Source organism: Spirochaetota bacterium (assembly GCA_004297825.1).
Classification (GTDB): Bacteria; Spirochaetota; UBA4802; order UBA4802; family UBA5368; genus FW300-bin19.
Genome location: SCSX01000019.1, coordinates 1 through 16,196, shown reverse-complemented (window position 1 = coordinate 16,196; position 16,196 = coordinate 1). Strand labels below are relative to the sequence as shown.

Annotated in this window: 19 protein-coding genes; 8 read left to right on the top strand and 11 right to left on the bottom strand. The window is 52.7% G+C overall.

What is annotated here, in order from left to right; genetic code table 11:
• Positions 1 to 22: 22 nt before the first annotated feature.
• Positions 23 to 427, top strand: a complete 405-nt coding sequence (locus EPN93_04010; protein ID TAL38649.1) for a hypothetical protein — start codon at positions 23 to 25, stop codon at positions 425 to 427.
• Here EPN93_04010 and pyk read toward each other — a convergent pair.
• The 7 genes from pyk to EPN93_03975 form a co-directional block, all read right to left on the bottom strand.
• A complete protein-coding gene (pyk, locus tag EPN93_04005) occupies positions 404 to 1,477 on the bottom strand; it encodes a pyruvate kinase (GenBank protein TAL38648.1) in 1,074 nt (357 codons plus the stop codon). The two genes, EPN93_04010 and pyk, sit on opposite strands and share 24 nt — an antisense overlap.
• Before the next feature lie 8 nt (positions 1,478 to 1,485).
• Positions 1,486 to 2,445 (bottom strand): DUF4340 domain-containing protein, encoded by a 960-nt coding sequence (locus EPN93_04000; GenBank protein TAL38647.1) that lies wholly within the window; start codon positions 2,443 to 2,445, stop codon positions 1,486 to 1,488.
• Positions 2,435 to 4,633 carry a hypothetical protein gene (locus tag EPN93_03995; protein TAL38646.1) on the bottom strand — a complete coding sequence of 733 codons (2,199 nt, stop codon included), beginning with the start codon at positions 4,631 to 4,633 and terminating at the stop codon, positions 2,435 to 2,437. Before EPN93_03995 ends, EPN93_04000 begins: the two co-directional genes overlap by 11 nt.
• Positions 4,634 to 4,639: 6 nt before the next feature.
• The gene (locus EPN93_03990) at positions 4,640 to 5,362 is read right to left on the bottom strand and encodes an ABC transporter (GenBank protein TAL38645.1); all 723 of its coding nucleotides are present in this window, start codon (positions 5,360 to 5,362) and stop codon (positions 4,640 to 4,642) included.
• Complete coding sequence (locus EPN93_03985; GenBank protein TAL38644.1) at positions 5,359 to 6,291, bottom strand: ATP-binding cassette domain-containing protein; 933 nt, start codon at positions 6,289 to 6,291, stop codon at positions 5,359 to 5,361. The genes EPN93_03990 and EPN93_03985 overlap by 4 nt, the downstream gene beginning before the upstream one ends.
• Before the next feature lie 69 nt (positions 6,292 to 6,360).
• Positions 6,361 to 7,275: a magnesium transporter CorA family protein gene (locus tag EPN93_03980; GenBank protein ID TAL38643.1), complete on the bottom strand. Its 915-nt coding sequence runs from the start codon at positions 7,273 to 7,275 to the stop codon at positions 6,361 to 6,363.
• 313 nt (positions 7,276 to 7,588) lie between these two features.
• Positions 7,589 to 7,957, bottom strand: a complete 369-nt coding sequence (locus EPN93_03975) for a cupin domain-containing protein (protein TAL38642.1) — start codon at positions 7,955 to 7,957, stop codon at positions 7,589 to 7,591.
• 178 nt (positions 7,958 to 8,135) lie between these two features.
• Here EPN93_03975 and EPN93_03970 point away from each other — a divergent pair, with 178 nt between their 5' ends.
• Complete coding sequence (locus tag EPN93_03970) at positions 8,136 to 8,819, top strand: adenylate kinase (GenBank protein TAL38641.1); 684 nt, start codon at positions 8,136 to 8,138, stop codon at positions 8,817 to 8,819.
• Between the two features lie 180 nt (positions 8,820 to 8,999).
• Entirely contained in the window at positions 9,000 to 9,305 is a 306-nt protein-coding gene (locus EPN93_03965; GenBank protein ID TAL38640.1) for a nucleotidyltransferase, read from the top strand.
• A gap of 20 nt (positions 9,306 to 9,325) precedes the next feature.
• On the opposite strand, the gene EPN93_03960 is transcribed toward EPN93_03965, so the two are convergent.
• The 3 genes from EPN93_03960 to EPN93_03950 form a co-directional block, all read right to left on the bottom strand.
• Entirely contained in the window at positions 9,326 to 10,627 is a 1,302-nt protein-coding gene (locus EPN93_03960; protein ID TAL38639.1) for a hypothetical protein, read from the bottom strand.
• 185 nt (positions 10,628 to 10,812) lie between these two features.
• Positions 10,813 to 11,001, bottom strand: coding sequence for a HEPN domain-containing protein (locus tag EPN93_03955; GenBank protein TAL38638.1), 189 nt, complete (start codon positions 10,999 to 11,001; stop codon positions 10,813 to 10,815).
• Between the two features lie 25 nt (positions 11,002 to 11,026).
• Positions 11,027 to 11,323: a nucleotidyltransferase domain-containing protein gene (locus tag EPN93_03950; protein ID TAL38637.1), complete on the bottom strand. Its 297-nt coding sequence runs from the start codon at positions 11,321 to 11,323 to the stop codon at positions 11,027 to 11,029.
• A 231-nt stretch (positions 11,324 to 11,554) separates the two neighbouring features.
• Between EPN93_03950 and EPN93_03945 the strand changes: the two genes are divergently transcribed.
• Genes EPN93_03945 through EPN93_03925 form a run of 5 tightly spaced genes read left to right on the top strand, consistent with a single transcriptional unit; the run spans position 11,555 to position 15,701 of the window.
• Complete coding sequence (locus EPN93_03945; GenBank protein ID TAL38636.1) at positions 11,555 to 11,755, top strand: hypothetical protein; 201 nt, start codon at positions 11,555 to 11,557, stop codon at positions 11,753 to 11,755.
• A 37-nt stretch (positions 11,756 to 11,792) separates the two neighbouring features.
• A complete protein-coding gene (locus EPN93_03940; GenBank protein ID TAL38635.1) occupies positions 11,793 to 12,800 on the top strand; it encodes a hypothetical protein in 1,008 nt (335 codons plus the stop codon).
• Positions 12,801 to 13,235, top strand: coding sequence for a hypothetical protein (locus tag EPN93_03935; GenBank protein TAL38634.1), 435 nt, complete (start codon positions 12,801 to 12,803; stop codon positions 13,233 to 13,235).
• A complete protein-coding gene (locus EPN93_03930) occupies positions 13,235 to 14,725 on the top strand; it encodes a DEAD/DEAH box helicase (protein ID TAL38633.1) in 1,491 nt (496 codons plus the stop codon). The genes EPN93_03935 and EPN93_03930 overlap by 1 nt, the downstream gene beginning before the upstream one ends.
• Positions 14,718 to 15,701 carry a hypothetical protein gene (locus EPN93_03925; protein TAL38632.1) on the top strand — a complete coding sequence of 328 codons (984 nt, stop codon included), beginning with the start codon at positions 14,718 to 14,720 and terminating at the stop codon, positions 15,699 to 15,701. Before EPN93_03930 ends, EPN93_03925 begins: the two co-directional genes overlap by 8 nt.
• 85 nt (positions 15,702 to 15,786) lie before the next feature.
• Here EPN93_03925 and EPN93_03920 read toward each other — a convergent pair whose 3' ends face one another.
• Positions 15,787 to 16,149, bottom strand: a complete 363-nt coding sequence (locus EPN93_03920) for a hypothetical protein (GenBank protein TAL38631.1) — start codon at positions 16,147 to 16,149, stop codon at positions 15,787 to 15,789.
• Between the last annotated feature and the right edge of the window lie 47 nt (positions 16,150 to 16,196).

The window sequence follows — 16,196 nt, the reverse complement described above, 5'->3', positions numbered from 1 at the left end:
ACCTCAAATGGAATTCGGGAAAATGAAATCTTTGTACGAGCGCGCGCCGTGGTCCCGGGGCAATCTTCCCGCGGTCGCCGGGGCGGTGCTCGTCCTCCTGTCCGTGATCGCGCCCTGGTTTTACAGCGAGAACCACATGGCGCGCCGCTACGTTTCCGGCGGTGAGATCGCGTTGAATATTTTCAGCGGGGCGGAGCCCATTCCGGTGATTGCGTCCCTGAGCGTGTTCGCCGTGGGCGCCGTTGCGCTCTACGTGCTGCTTTCGAAGAGCGCGGTCCTCGCGCGGCTTTTCGCGCTCTCGGCCGCGGCGTTCTTCCTGGTCTCGATCGTGCTTCTTCCGGTTCCCCTTTCCCAGGTCTGGGCGGGCGCGTGGACGGCATGCGCGGGGCTGGCGCTGATAGCCTTAAGCCCGCGCCAGCACGGCTAGTCCGTTGATCCCCGCCTTGCGTTCGCGGTAGCGCGCCGTTTTCCCGGTCAACTCCGCGACATGCCGCATGATGCGCACGCATTCCACCGGGTATTTGCCCACCGAGGTTTCCCCCGAGAGCATGATGATATCGGAGCCGTCGTAGAGGGCGTTCGCGATATCGCTCACGTCCGCGCGGCTGGGATGCGGGTTGTCGATCATGGATTCGAGCATCTGGGTCGCGGTGATCACGGGCTTCCCCGCGCGGTTGCACTTCGCGATCATCACCTTCTGGAGCTCCGGGAGCTCGCACGGGTCCATCTCCACGCCCAGGTCGCCGCGGGCGATCATGACGGCGTCCGTTTCGGCGAGGATTTCGTCGAAGTTTGCGACGCCCTCGGGATTCTCGATCTTCGAGATGATCTTGATGCGCGTGCCCGCCAGACGCCCGCGGAGCTCGCGCACGTCGGCGGCGCTGCGGGTGAAGGAATCGGCGATGAAGTTTACGCCGTTGCGCGCGGCGAAGTCCAGGTTGGGATAGTCCGCGGGCATCGTGTACGGGTAATCGATTATCGTGTCGGGATGGTTGAGCCCCTTGCGGGGACGGAGCGTGTCGCCGTAGAGCACGACGCACTCGATCCTTCCCGGGGATACCCCGGTCACCTTGAGGCCCGCGTACCCGTCGTCCACGAAAAGCCGGTGACCGGGCTTCACGCACCGGTCGAGTGTTTCGTAGCTTACCGGTATCCCCCCGGCGGAGTCTTCCACCGCGGGGTAGTCGCTTCCCTGCGGCTTGGGAATATCGGTGCGCAGCACGAGCACCTGGCCCGCGCGCACGGGAATGGGCGCGGGGAAATCGCCCAGGCGCATCTTGGGTCCCTTGATGTCGTAGACGACGTAGCCTTCGGGATTCGCGGCGCGCGAGGCGGCGATGACGCGCGCGTGCGTCGCGGGATCGCCGTGCGAGCTGTTGATGCGCACGCCGGACATGCCCGCGGCATAGAGCGCGGGCATGATCTCCAGCGACGCGGGCCCGATGGTGGCGAGTATCTCGGTGACGTGCGCGCTCACGCTGCCTCCTACTTCTTCACGATTTCGTCCGCGACCTTGATGATGGTGTTCTCCACCTTCCAGCTGTCCATGGTGAACGGATAGGGCGACTCGGAGGAGGAGCAGAGGTATTTGCTCTCGTCGAGCTTCTTGAAGATGTCGAGGCGCATGTTCTTGTCGAAGGCCCGTATGGTCACCGTGCAGAGCGGGGCGAGCCCCTTCACCTCCTGATCGGAATAGGACATGGCCTTGAGGGGATCGAACGATGCGAGCGCCTGGCCGAGCTTTCCCTCGTCCACGCGCGCCGCGGGGTTGCCGTCGAGCGTCCACTTCTCGACCTTCTTCGTCTTCTCGCGGACGGGACCTTCAGGAACGGCTTCGTCCTTTTCAGGGCTTTCTTCCTTCTTTTCCTCGATCTGCTTGACGAGCCTGGTCCGTATTCCCTTGTTCACGATCTCGACCGATTCGATCGCGCCCTTCGAGACCTTCATGACGGTCTTGTCGCGCAGCTCCTCGACGGGCTTCGTGATTTCGTCAAAGCCGCCGGTGGCAAGGTACACCTCGGGCGCCTCGCCCAGGCGCACGTAGGTGTGGCGCATCGTGCTGCTCTTCTTGCCCAGCGTGACATCCCGTAAAAGCGCGCCGCCGGCCTTCACGCGCACCCGCACCGCACGCTCGCCCTCGAGCTCGTAGCGCTCGTAGGGCGGCTTGTCGGTGATAAGCTCGGCAAGCTTCAGGTTCTTGAGCTTGTTCTCGATCTGCGTCATCGTCTCCGGGTCCGCGGGGAAGGCCTTCTCGCCTATCTGCCACTTCCCTTCTTTGAGGGCGATGCCCGTATCCTTCCCGTCGCGCGTGATGACGATTTCATCCGCGGCGTCTTTCCACGCCTTGAGCGAAGGCACGCTGGGAGAACGGAAGCTGTTTACCGCAAGCACGAGCGCGCAGATGAGGATAATCCCGAGGCTTATGTAGAGCTTCTTATTTTTCATCGTGCGCCTCCGTCTTCGCGAAGACCGCAATAATACGCTGCCTACGCGCGCCCCTGCGCTTCCAGATGACGAGCCCCGTAAGCATCACCAGGAGCGGGAGTCCCGCGATGTTGAATATCTTGAGCGTGAGCTTGGTGTTGTCCCCGGTTTCCTTTATGGGATTCATCTCCAGGCCCTTGCTGCGCATCTCCGGCACGTCGTAGTTGCCGTTCAGGTAGTCCACCATGTTATGCAGGAGCACGGAGTTGGGCGAGCGCCCCTCCTTGTCCACGAACATGGGCGAGCTGATTTCCGATGTCCCGGCGACGATGATCTTCACCGGCTTCACCGCCTTTTTCAAAGGCTGCGCCGACGCGACAGGGGACCTCTCCCCGCCTTCTCTTCGCTTATCGGGCTCCCCGGCCTTGCCCTTGTTCTTGTCCTTGTCTTTTTCCTTCTTCTCTGGGACCGGCCTGTTCGCGAAATAGCTGGAGAACTCACCGCTCGTGAGCGCGGCGAGGGTGTAGCGGGACATCTCGGCCGCCTTGGGGGGCGCCATCTGCCACGCGTTGAAATTCACGCGGCCCGACATGAGCCAGCTGTCGTCTGACGAGCTCACCAGGGGAATGCGCGTCTCGCCGCCCTTCGAGGCCTCCGCGAGCCCCAGCGAGGACGACTTGAAGAAGGCGATCTTCTTGAGATGGCGCGTGATCGTGTTGTCGCGGCTGAGGCCCGATTCGTCGATGAGCGGGAGGAAATAGACGTACTGCTCGGCCATGCCGCCCATCCCGCGCTGCACCTGCCGGTAGCAGTTGCGGTCCAGGACGATGTCCCTGTTCACCGTGACGCCGAAATGCGCGATGAGCTTCTCGATCCCGGTGTTGACCGGGAGCACGGCCGGCTCGCGCATGAACATGTTCTGCTGGCCGTCGGGCTGGATCTCGTTGAAGGAATCGAGGAACACGAGCGCCGATTTCCCCTGCATAAGGAACTGGTCGATCCTGTAAAGCTCCCAGTCCGCGAACTCGCCGCGCGGCCCGTTGATGACGATCGTCTGAATGTCGCCGGGGATCTCGTCCTCCGTGAGGTCGATGACCTTGAACTCGTACATGTCGTCGATGAGCTCGCGGAAGCTCGCGGCTCCGCCCTCGCGCGGGTTGGAGAGGTCGCGCTCGCCGTGGCCGGTGATATAGCCCACCTTGGGATTGATGCCCACGAGATTGCCCACGGCGGTATTGATGGATTCCTCGAGGTTGTCCATGCCCGCGACCGTGAAGTCCCCGAACATGGAGCGCCCCAGGATGGGCACGGTCTCGAACCGGTCGCCCATCTTCACGAGAATGCCCAGGGCCCCCTCACCCGCCTCGACGTACTTGCCGGTCCGCGTGGTGTAGGTGGGCCACTGGAGCTTCGGGAAGCCGTAGACCTCCGCGAGCTCGAGCGCCTTTTTGTCCTTTCCCGGGTCCACGTACGAGAACCGGAGCTTGTCGTAGTTGCGGTGATTGCACTTGCGGACCTTCTCCGCGACCTTCTTGTCGATATCGGCCATGCCCTCGATCTGGAGGTCCGAGCTCGCGAAGAGGGTCACGTCGATCTTTTTGTCGTCAAGGCGCAGGAGTGCGTCCACCTTGCCGGTCATCTTCTGCATGAGCGTGGTGATCTTGTACTCGATCCCCTGGAAGGTGGTCGCGCGGCGCTTGAGCTCCTCGGGATCGATGACGGGATTCACGGTTTCGACCAGGTCACCGTGCACGAGCGCGATGCCCATGAAGGCGCTGCGCGCCGATACGCGGTCGCTCTTGAGCTCCTGCAGGGAAATGGGCTGGATGCCGAATTCCGATGCGGCCTCCTTGTGCTTGTCCACGTCCACGAACTCGTAGCGGAACTTGCCGCTTCCGGACTGCTTGTATTCCTCAAGCAGGTCCGCGACGTAGCGGTTCACCGTGTTCACGGGCGCGGGCAGGTCCTTCGAGAAGAAGACCTTGACCGTGAGCGGCTCCTCGAGCGTGGCGACCGCCTGTTTGCTTATCTTCGAGAGCGAGTAGGCGCGGTTCGCGGTGAGGTCGAGGCGGAAATAGAGCACCGCCCCCGCGAGATTGACGAGTACTATAATTACGATGTTGACGAGCCACTGGTTCTTCCGCTCGCCCGCCGTATCGACGGCGCGCCGGAGGGCGGCCTTCACATCATTCAGGGTGATCATTTTCATTGCGTGTCAGCTCCTGTCCTCAAGCTTTTTTGACGTCGCGATGAATGCGAGCGCCGCGACCGAGAGAAAGTAGAGAATGTCGCGCGAATCGATGATGCCGCGCGATATGTTGCCGAAATGATAATCGGCCCCCAGGTATTCGAAGAAGCCCACGACGGCGCCGGGCACGAAGAACAGGAACTTGTCGATGAGCGATACGAACAGGCACATCGCGAGCCCTATCATGAATGCCACGATCTGGTTCTTCGTGAGCGAGGACGCGAAGACGCCGATTGACGAGAAGGCGAGCGCGAGGAGCGCCGTCCCGAAGTAGCCGCCCACGATGGGACCGGCGTCGGGCGAGCCCACGATGATCGCCGAGGCCGCGTACAGCAGCGTGGGCGCGACCATGATGAGCGCGAAGCCCGTCCCCGCCAGTATTTTGCCGAGTATGACGCCCTCAAGCGAAATGGGCAGGGTCATGAGCGTCTCGAAGGAACCCGAGTGCTTTTCCTCCGCGAAGAGCCGCATCGTTACCGCGGGCACCACGAAGGCGAGGATGAGCGGCAGGAGCTCGAAGAAGCCGCGCAGCTCCGCCTGCCCGTAGAGGAAGAAGGTGGAGAAGAAGAACCACCCGGTGACGATGAGGAACACCGTGATGACGATGTAGCCCACGGGGGTGGTCAGATATCCCTGTATCTCCTTGCGGGCGATTATTCCCGCCTCGTGCAGAATTTCCCGGATGTTCATTGCAGGCCTCCTTTGGTGAGCTGCCGGAAGACATGCTCGAGGGTTTCGTGCTCGCGCGAGAGCTCGTAGAGCGTCCAGCCCCTGTCGCGCACCGCGGCGAAGGCCGCGGGCCGGATGTCGTCCGATGACGAGGATGTCACGATCGCGGCCGTGAGCCCGTCGGGGTCTTCCGCGCGGTTAACGGCGCCCGCGCCGGGGAGCGCCCCCAGCGCCGACGAGAGCTCGTCGTACGCGGCGCCCTTCACGCGGACGAGTATGCGCGCCTTCTTGTTGTGGGATGACGTGATGTCGGCCATGCGCGAATCGGCGACGATGCTGCCGCGGTCGATGATGATCACGCGGTCGCAGGTGGCCTCCACCTCGGAGAGGATGTGCGTGGAGAGGATCACGGTCTTCTTCTTCCCGATCTCGCGGATGAGCGTGCGGATCTCGATGATCTGGTTGGGGTCCAGCCCGCTCGTGGGCTCGTCCAGGACCAGTATCTCGGGGTCGTGGATCATCGCGTGCGCGAGCCCCACGCGCTGGCGGTAGCCCTTGGAAAGCTCGGAGATGTTCTTGTGCATCACCTCGGTGATGCCGCACGTCCGGGCGATCTCGCTGACGCGCGCGGGATCCTCGATCTTGTGGATTCTTCTCACGTACTCGAGGTAGTCGTACACGAGCATGTCCGCGTACAGCGGCGCCGATTCGGGCAAGTACCCGATCATGCGCTTCACCGCGCGGGGGTTCTCGTCCACCAGGTAATCGCCCAGGGCGATCCTGCCGGACGTGGGTTTCAGGTAGCAGGTGAGCATGCGGAGGGTCGTCGTCTTCCCCGCGCCGTTGGGGCCCAGGAGGCCCGTGATCTCGCCCTTGCGGATGGAGAACGAGATGTCGTTCACCGCGCAAAAGCTCCCGTAGTATTTTGTTACGCCGTTAACACTGATCATGTGCAGCCGTGTTCCTCCTTGATAAATCTCCGAATCATGGAACGACTATCTGCTTCGCGAAGCGCGGGGTCACCACCACTTCTTGTACTTCCAGAACAGTATGAATACCATGAGCATGACCATCGCGAGACCCATCACTATCCAGAAGGCGAACGGATGTCCCTGCAGGGGGATGTCCACGTTCATGGAAAACGCGCTCACCACGAAGGTGGGCACCATGATGGCGATGGTGATGATGTTGAGCGTCTTCATGAGCACGTTCAGGTTGTTGCTTACGATGGACGCCCGCGCGTCCATGAGGCTGGCGAGAATGTTCGAGTAGATCTCCGCCTGCTTGTAGCACTGGCTGTTCTCGATAATGATGTCCTCCAGGAATTCCTGGTTGTCGGTGGTGAACCCGATCTTCTTCGCGTTCGCCTTGAGCTTGTCGATCACGTAGCCGTTTATGTTCACCGCGTTCTGGTAATACACGAGCCCCTTCTGAAGGGTGAACATGTTCAATAAATACCGGTTTTCCATCGAGGTGTTCACCTTCTGCTCCAGGCTGTCCGAGATCATGTTGATCGCCTTGAGGTGGTCCAGGAAATGGTAGATACTGCGATAGATGATCCGGAGAAAGACGTCCTGGATGGTTTTCGACCCCATGAATATCTTGTCCTGAAACATGAACATCTCGTCGGCCATGACGATGATGAGCACATCCTTATAGAGGAACATCCCCGTGGACATCACCTTGAAAAGAAAATTGTCCTCCGACGAATAATTTTTGGGCCGCTTGAAGATGAAGGCCATGTGCCGGGGCTCGAACTCGATACGCGCGAGCTCATCCGGGTCGAGCGCCGAGTTCAGGGTGTGCTCGTCCACCTGGTACTCGGCGATGAGGTACTTTTTCTCGCTTTCGTCCGGATTGACGACGACGATGACCTTTCCCTCGTCGTCGGCCTCCTCGAGGCGCCCCCCCGATAATGCGAACCGCTTCAGCATATGCAAACCCCGCCGTGCCGACGACGCCGGTCCATGATTGGCATGTGACCGATTCGCCCCCGACAGGTTACAAAAAATTCATGTGACTACTTATCTATCAATCTCACGGGCACGCCCCGTACCCATTAATAATTCGCGTTTATTGGCGTTCATTCGCGGTTACCCGGAGGTTCGAAGCGCACACGCCGGGAAGCGCCCCGGCCCATCGTGTTATGCGACGCCGCCTTCCGGAAGGCAAGCGTTTTTCGGAACGGCGCATGCGCCGCCGGTCGTATCGGTCCTTACATGGGCATCCGGGTGAGGCAATACTATATCAGACCCGGCCGAAGTCGTCTTCGACGCGCTCGATATCGTCCTCGCCGAAATAGTCGCCGGACTGTATCTCGATGAAATAGAGATTATCGGTCCCCCTGTTCTCGACCCTGTGAAGGACGCCCTTCCCTATGTCCACCGCCCCGCCGGGGGTGAATTCCACTATGCGCTCGTCCAGGGTCACCGCGCCCGTGCCGTGCACGCACAGCCAGTGCTCGGCCCTGCGCCGGTGGCGCTGGAGGGAGAGGCGCTTCCCCGGGAACACCGTGATCCGCTTCACCTTGTGGTCGTCCTCGTCGGCCAGGACCTCGTAGATTCCCCACGGGCGCCTGCCCAGCTCGAGCCCGTTTTTCCCCGTTTCCGCCGCCATATCGTCACCTCGATGCGCAAGAATAGACTCGGGAAACGCCCGCGCAAGTGAAAAATCGCCCCAGCCGGCGGGGGATAAAATTTCTTTACAAACAGGTCTCATCCTTTATGCATGGATAAGGCTAGACGGAGCAGGTGTGCGGAAATCGTCATCAATCTACTATTAAGGAGCGTTTTCTATGAACATACTCATTTTCGGGCCCAACGGCAGCGGCAAGGGCACCCAGGGCGCGGTCGTACAGAAGAAATACAGCATCAACCACGTGGAATCGGGCGTCATCTTCAGGGAGAACATCAAGAAGGGCACCGAGATAGGCATGAAGGCGAAGGCGTTCATCGACAAGGGCGAGCTCGTTCCCGACGGCATCACCATCCCCATGATCGTGAGCCGCCTCCAGGAGCCCGATTGCAAGAACGGCTGGCTCCTTGACGGGTTCCCCCGCAGCATCGAGCAGGCGAAGGCGCTGGATGAGGCGCTCCAGAAGGCCGGCATGAAGCTCGATTTCGTGATCGAGATCGACCTTCCCCGCGACATCGCGAAGAACCGCATCATGGGCCGCCGCCTGTGCGCGAACGACAACAACCACCCGAACAACGTCTTTATTGACGCGATCAAGCCGACCGCGAAGGACGGCGGGTTCGTATGCCGCGTGTGCGGCGGGGCGCTATCCGCCCGTTCGGACGACCAGGACGAGGTGGCCATAGGCAAGCGCCACGACATCTACTACGACGCCAAGACCGGCACGGTCGCCGCGGTGAACTATTTCAAGGACGTCGCCTCGAAGAAGGGCGTGAAGGTTATCATACTCGACGGCAAGCCGGGTGTGAAGGAAGTGAGCGAAGATTTGATGAAGAAGCTGTAGGCTATTCTTATATTCGCGTATCAGAATCAGTACAGGGGCGCGCCGGGGACGGCGCGCTTTTGTTTTGTATCGGAAACCGGGTTAGGGAACGTGTAAGAGTGGGAGAGGAGGGGATGGAGGGATCAAAATGTGGTTGATATTTTCGGCGATCGGGTCAAGTAAGTTATTCAAGGTGAACGTATGAATGAAAAACTCCTGACACGCGAAACGATCCTGTCCGAGCTGGGACAGCTGAAACCCGGCCTCGCGAAACGCTACGGCGTTTCACGACTGGGGCTTTTTGGCTCCTTCGCCCGGGGAGAGGCGCGTGAAGACAGCGATATAGATGTAGTCATCGAGATGAACGATCCCGATCTTTTCGCGCTTGTCCATATCAAGGAAGAACTCGAGCAGGACCTGCGTCACCCTGTCGACGTAATTCCTTTGAGTCCGCTCATGAATAGCTTTCTCAAGGCGCGCATCAGCATCGAGGCAGTGTATGTTTGACCGGAATGTAATTCTTCCCGCTACTTCGCGTAACAAGGCCGGGAGACGCGAAAATCCATTGTCCCCTTGTTCTCGTTGAGATTTTTTCCACACTCGCCGGCCGTGTGGAAGGGGCCTATGGGGCTCGATTTTCCTTCATCGGTGATCTTCGCGTCGTAATAATATGCCTGACCTCCGCCCGTTCTGGCTCCGCCGGTCGTCACGGCGCCCGGCGCGGTCGCCCTGTAATACGGATTCTGCATCGACATCGTCTGCATGACGTTAAGCACCGCGCCCATCTCCGCCATGTGCTGGTTATAGCGTTCGGTAGCCTGGTTTGACGCCGCCTTGTACGCGGCTTCGACCTCGCCGGCAAACATGCTGTCCGCGACGTACCCATCCAGGAAATCCCCCACGGTGACGCCCATGAAACCCGCCTCCGCCATCTTTGCGATCACCAGCGCGCCCGCGTTGGGACGCGCGGGCCCGAACGTCTCCATATGATTCGGGTAGCGATTCGCGACCCATTCGGGCATGGCCTCGGTCACGGGATTTTTAAAATGTTCGGCCCATCGTTCAAAATATCCGTTCGAAAGCGCATCGACGCTTTGGGCGATCCTGGTGTCGCGTTCTTCCTGCGTAATATACCCCTTGGCGATTTCGTCTTCGTAATTCGCCTGCCACAGAGCCAGCCATCCGGCCTTCACCTTGTCCCGCAGTGCGGCTTTATTGAGCAAGTCGGCCGGGGTGACGACGAAATCCAGCTTCGAATAACTGAAATTGTGGCCGATTATCACCCTGATTACCGAATCGGCGTAGAGAAGAAATACGCTCCGCCCGATTATCTCGCCGTCGGGGAAGGCGATGTCTTCCGCGTTGATCGCGAGCGGAATCCCGGCCGCGGAAAGGACCAGCTTCAGGTCGTCCCTGTTCCTGAGCGGATCGAAGAAGGGGATCTTCATCTGCAGCATGGGGTAATTCTTTATGAGCTTTAAATACATTTCGGCCACCGGGATACGGTCGGAAGGCGTGGCGGTCGCGGTTTGCCCGCTCATGAATATGCTGCGCGACAGGTTTATCATTGAATAGAACTCGAAGCGGTCGTTCCCCCTGCTCCAGCTGTCCACGAAACCAATGCCTGAGAGGTCGGCCTCATGGAAAACGGCTCCCGAGGGATAGCGAAAGTCATAGAAGTCGTCCTCGTAGTGCAACCCAATGCTGAAACTATCCTGACAATATTCTATGCTGAGCTGATCGGGCGCTCCCTTCTCCGTCAACACACCATGGAAACTCGCACATCCCGCCATGAAGATACTGAGCAGTACGATCGAAAGCCTTTCCATCGGTCTCTCCTCTCGTGCTTTATTATTACTATATGTCAATGTCATCATGAAATACGATTGTCAATAAAAATACACTATAACCAGGTGAAACTGTTGTCTGATTGAATTCCTGGAATTGTTCAGGTTCGGGCGGCCGAGGTGGGCCAGGCGGGGTGCGATTCATGTATAGTGCAGACGTATCGGCCTCATGGGGGAGGCGTGTTGATCCATGCGCATCGGCGTTGAGACGTGTGCCACAGGAAATAAAAGAGAGCATAGTATATTCTGTTGACCGCGGATGAGTAGCTTTCGTTTTCGAATAATACCCGCGCATCGCGCAATGTTTCCCGCGCCTTCGCCCTTCGATATCGTATGAGGTCGGTCTTGTCGTTCACACCGGAACGCCTTCGCGGTCGATGTTCACATGAAGCGGCATGACGGAGGAGAGTCCGGAATCCCAGAATTCTCGGGATACACGATGATCCCGAACACCACGTCATGACGGAGCTCTATTTCATACGCGGTTTCGATCACTTCCTCCTCCAGGCGAATACCAACCATTCCGGGAATGAGAACCAGAATATCGACATCCGAATCGCTGCCGCATGTTCCCCTGGCAGCGGAGCCGAAGAGGATTAGCGTGATTCCGTTGCCGAATTTACCGACAAGGGCGGTTTTCAGTTCCTCGACTGCTTCCGGTATATTTTCCGTTTTCATATCGTTATCTTTTTCCTGATCGGTGGTATCGCGGTCAGAACAATGTTCAAATTGTACCCGGATGGGGCCAATTGTCAATCAAATGCCGGTTAATTTCATGCCAGGGATTCCCGCGTACCTGCTATTTGACTGCCATACCGTGAAAATATGTTGACAGACGAAACTATTTTGTCTCAATAAAAACAGGTCATATATAAAGGCGCATACATGCGGGATGCCAATCGAGAAATCATGAATATCTTCAAGATTCTCTCTTCCTACGACGGATCCATCAACGAACCTAATATCAGTTCATATCTTGCGTATTTGCTGGACCCCGGCGAGGACCATGGGATTTCGTGTTTGCTGTTGCAAAAGATCCTGGGGACATTTCTTGCCGTTCACCCAGAAGCGATAAAGAAGATCACGTTAGCGGACGGAACGCGGATTTAGTACGATCTCAACAATTAAAGGACTAAGGTGGTATTTTATGCCAACGTTAAAACTACTTGAAGTTGATAAACTCCTACTTGATGTTGCCAATCCGAGAATTGCCAGATTGATTGAAAAGTATGGCACTAACCCTACTGCAGACCAGATAAATCTTGCACTTGGCGCTGGAAGCCCCACTAGTTCAGAAGGGGGGACAACATTTCAAAGCTTAAAAGAGTCAATACGTACAAACGGCGGAATAATTAATCCAATTATCGTCAACTGTAGACCAGATGGAATATTTGTTGTAATCGAGGGAAATACTAGGGCGGCAATCTACCGTGAATTTAAGAAACAAAAGGTAATCGGCGATTGGAATGTTATTCCATCTTTAGTATATGACAATCTAGAATTAGCAAGTCAAGACGCCATCAGGCTTCAAGCACACCTAGTAGGTCCTAGAGCATGGGATCCATATTCAAAGGCAAAATATCTCAATGAACTTAGAAATAGTGATCATTTAACAATTAATCAAATTATTGATTTCTGTGGTGGAAAAAGGCAAGAAGTACTGTCTTTAATCCAGGCTTATAATGATATAGAGACTTATTATAGACCAATTTTAAGTGATGAATCCGAGTTTGATCAAACTCGCTTCAGTGCTTTTGTTGAACTTCAAAAAGGGCCAATTTTAACTGCACTTAGTGAAGGTGGTTACACGAAGGAGAATTTCGCCGGCTGGGTAAATGATCGTCTAATTGATCCATTGGCAACAGTTCGCGATTTGCCTCGTATCCTTCGCAATCCAAATAGTAAGACAAAATTTTTCAGTGTAGGGGCAAGAGAAGCCCTAAAAGAATTGGTGGTAAATGAAGTTGGTGAGAACTTTTCAAGTATTCCGATGGATTCACTAGTTAAAGAACTTATAAATCGCTTAAGAAATATTAGTCATGCCTCTGTCCGTGAAATGAGCACAAATGCCGATAGCGAGAAAACCCAAAATATTTTTTCACTAAAGGATGAGATCGATCAATTATGCTCAGATATCGAAACTAGGAATGAATAATTGTCTGTTTCATCAACACATACGTTTTACGTAAAAGAACTAATTAAATGGCTTCAACAGGGGAATGATGGAGGCCTAGAATATTTTATTCACTGTGATATTTCCAATTTAAATTTAGGAAACCAACCTCCTCGCATTGATGGTTTTATACCTGATGTTTATGCAAAAGCGAGATTTGGGGAGCGAATCATTATTGGTGAAGCAAAAACGTTAATGGATGTTGAATCAAGACACTCAAAAAATCAGTATATCTCCTATTTGAAACATTGCTCATGCTTTGCTTCATCGGCTCTACTATTGGCTGTCCCATGGACTATGGTAAATTGTGTTAAGGGATTATTGAAGGCCATCATGCGAAATAATAATATAAAAAGTATCGACGTTATCGTATTAGAATATTTGCCTGAACAGTTTTCTGATTTATGGGATAAGTAATGAAGCCATATCTAAAAAGGAAACCGAATTTAATTCCCAAAATGCATGGGTTCGACTATCAACTAGAAGCTGTTCGAGCGATTCAGAAATTAGAATATAGTGCCATATTTCACGAACAGGGATTAGGAAAAACAAAAATTGCCATCGATTTGCTGTTATATTGGCTTGAATCACAAATAATCGATACCGTAATGATTGTAGTAAAGAAATCTTTATTACACAACTGGCACGAAGAACTCAAACAGCATTGTCAACTGCGTCCTGGAATTCTTTCTCAAGACAAGCACCAGAATCATTTCGTATTTAATGGCGACTTCAGAATTGTACTCACAAATTACGAAGTTGTAAAATCGGAATTTGAGCGAATGATATTATTCCTTAAGTCAAGAGATGTGGGAGCGATTCTTGATGAATCAGTAAAAATTAAGAATCCAGATTCAAGTTTAACGCAGGCATTTTTCAATTTGGCTCCCTTTTTTAAAAGACGTGTAATTATGACTGGCACACCCGTGGCAAATCGTCCTTACGATATTTGGGCACAAATATGGTTCCTCGACCAAGGAAGAAGCCTTGGCAACAATTATCAACATTTCCGTCACAGTCACGATTTATCCAATAATCTTGCTGAATCGACCGAACTAAGAACTAGTCTTGAAAATGGTTTGCTAGAAATAATGAATAATATTAGCCACTTCACAGTGCGCGAAACAAAATCAAGTGGTGTAATTTCCTTGCCGGAAAAAGTGTTCGAAAGGGTCGAATCAATTTGGGAACCCATTCAGTATGAAATGTATTCTCAAGTACGTGATGAAATGAGAACTACGATAATAAAAGAAGGATTGGCATTTGATGACATTTCCGAAGGCATCTTAAAGCGTCTTCTTCGACTAGTGCAGATTACCTCCAATCCGCGACTAGTTGATGAGTCATATTGTTCCGAACCAGGCAAACTGATTTATTTGCATGACTTAATACACCGAATTACAGACAACAAGGAGAAATGTATTGTTTGGACTTCCTTTACAGAAAATGTTGATTGGTTAAGTCGAGATTTAGTTGAATTCGGAACATGTAAAATCTATGGCAAAATGAATATGTATGAACGGAGCCATAGTGTAGCTGCATTTAAGAATGATCCCAAAACTCGCATACTAATAGCTACGCCGGGAGCCGCAAAGGAAGGGTTAACTCTTACAGTTGCGAATCATGTGATTTTTTATGATCGTGGTTTTAGCTTGGATGATTACATCCAAGCGCAGGATAGAATCCATCGTATTTCTCAGCAACATACATGTTTTGTGCATAATATTGTTATGCAAGATTCAATCGACGAATGGATTGACGCATTGCTGACTTCGAAAGAATTAGCAGCCAAGCTTGCTCAAGGCGACATCACTCTTGAATATTATAGAAGCCGAATGTCATATGACTTTGGAACCATGCTTAAAGATATTCTTAAAATTCCATCCAAAGGAAACGTAAATGAGTGAATTCAACAATGATTCAATCACCTTGCTCGGAAAGGAAATTCCAGTACAAATTGGCTATCTTCAAGTCCGCGATCTTAATTTTTACCCAGAAAATCCCCGTATTTATTCACTAATATACGATGATGGTTCCGAACCATCTCAAGAAGAAATATTTGATAAATTAAAAAACATGGAACATGTAAATGAATTACTACAATCAATAAAAACCAATGGTGGCCTCAGAGAGCCACTTATTGTTCGCAATAATATGGTACTCGAGGGGAATAGCCGCCTTGCTGCGTACAAGATACTCGAACAAAAAGACATTAAGTGGGCAAAAGTAAAATGTAAAATATTATCAAATGATGTAGGCGATGACGTTGCTTTTGCAATATTAGCTGACCACATAAAAGGGAAAAAAGATTGGGCTCCCTATGAACAGGCTGGGTATTTATATCGACGCCACAAGCAACACAATGTTACGGTTCAGCAAATTGCGAATGACATGGGACTAACGGTGAAGCATGTTAATTTCTATATCAATGTATATTCTTTAATGCTTAGCAAAAATGAAAAGAGAACGGACCGCTGGAGCTATTACTTCGAATACCTTAGAAATAACTCCGTCAAAAAAGCACGAGATAAATTTCCAGATCTCGACAAAGTCGTAGTTAAAAAAATAAAAACCAAAGAGATTCCGACCGCCGCAGATTTACGAGATAAATTACCCGTGATATTAACGGCAAAACCAGCTATAGTAAATAAATTTCTATCAGGGGAATGTCGTTTTGAAGAAAGTTACGAAAAGGCAGACAAACAAGGTCATAATAATACAATTTATAAAAAACTCCATCATTTTAGAAAATGGATCGTTGAAGGTTCATTAATGGAAAATATTTGCGAATTAGACGAGACGGTAATTGATAAATGCAAGTTCGAATTAACAAAAATTGAAGCAAACACTCATAGAGTATTAAAAGAAATAAACAAACTATAGTAAATATTAATTCCCAGTTTACAAATACGATATTTTTCATTCCATAAATAATATTATTGGAAGATAGATTCAGAGTAAGCTAACATTACGTGCAACTTGATGAATCATTAACTATTTTAATAAATGTATTGCAATTGGAACAATTTTTTATTATTCCTCGAATTACCTCTTCGGATGGCATTCGGTTATTGCAACCTACAACACTCAATCCCTTCAACTTATTATTCTCATCTTGCGTTGTTAATTTTTGAGGGGCCTCGAGAGAACCAGTATTGATATTTAAGGCATTTTGAGATTTTGATCTTAGTCTTATTTCTCTAGATACAGGGAGACCAATTGCTTTTTCTATCTCATTATAAAATATGGTTTTAGCTTCATTATCTATAAAATCATCTCTTCTACTATTAGGGATTAAGTCTGGAGAGACAATATGTATTTCTCCGATCATATAGCTATTAAATCGACTTTCTCTGAAACATCTGTCTAATAAATGCG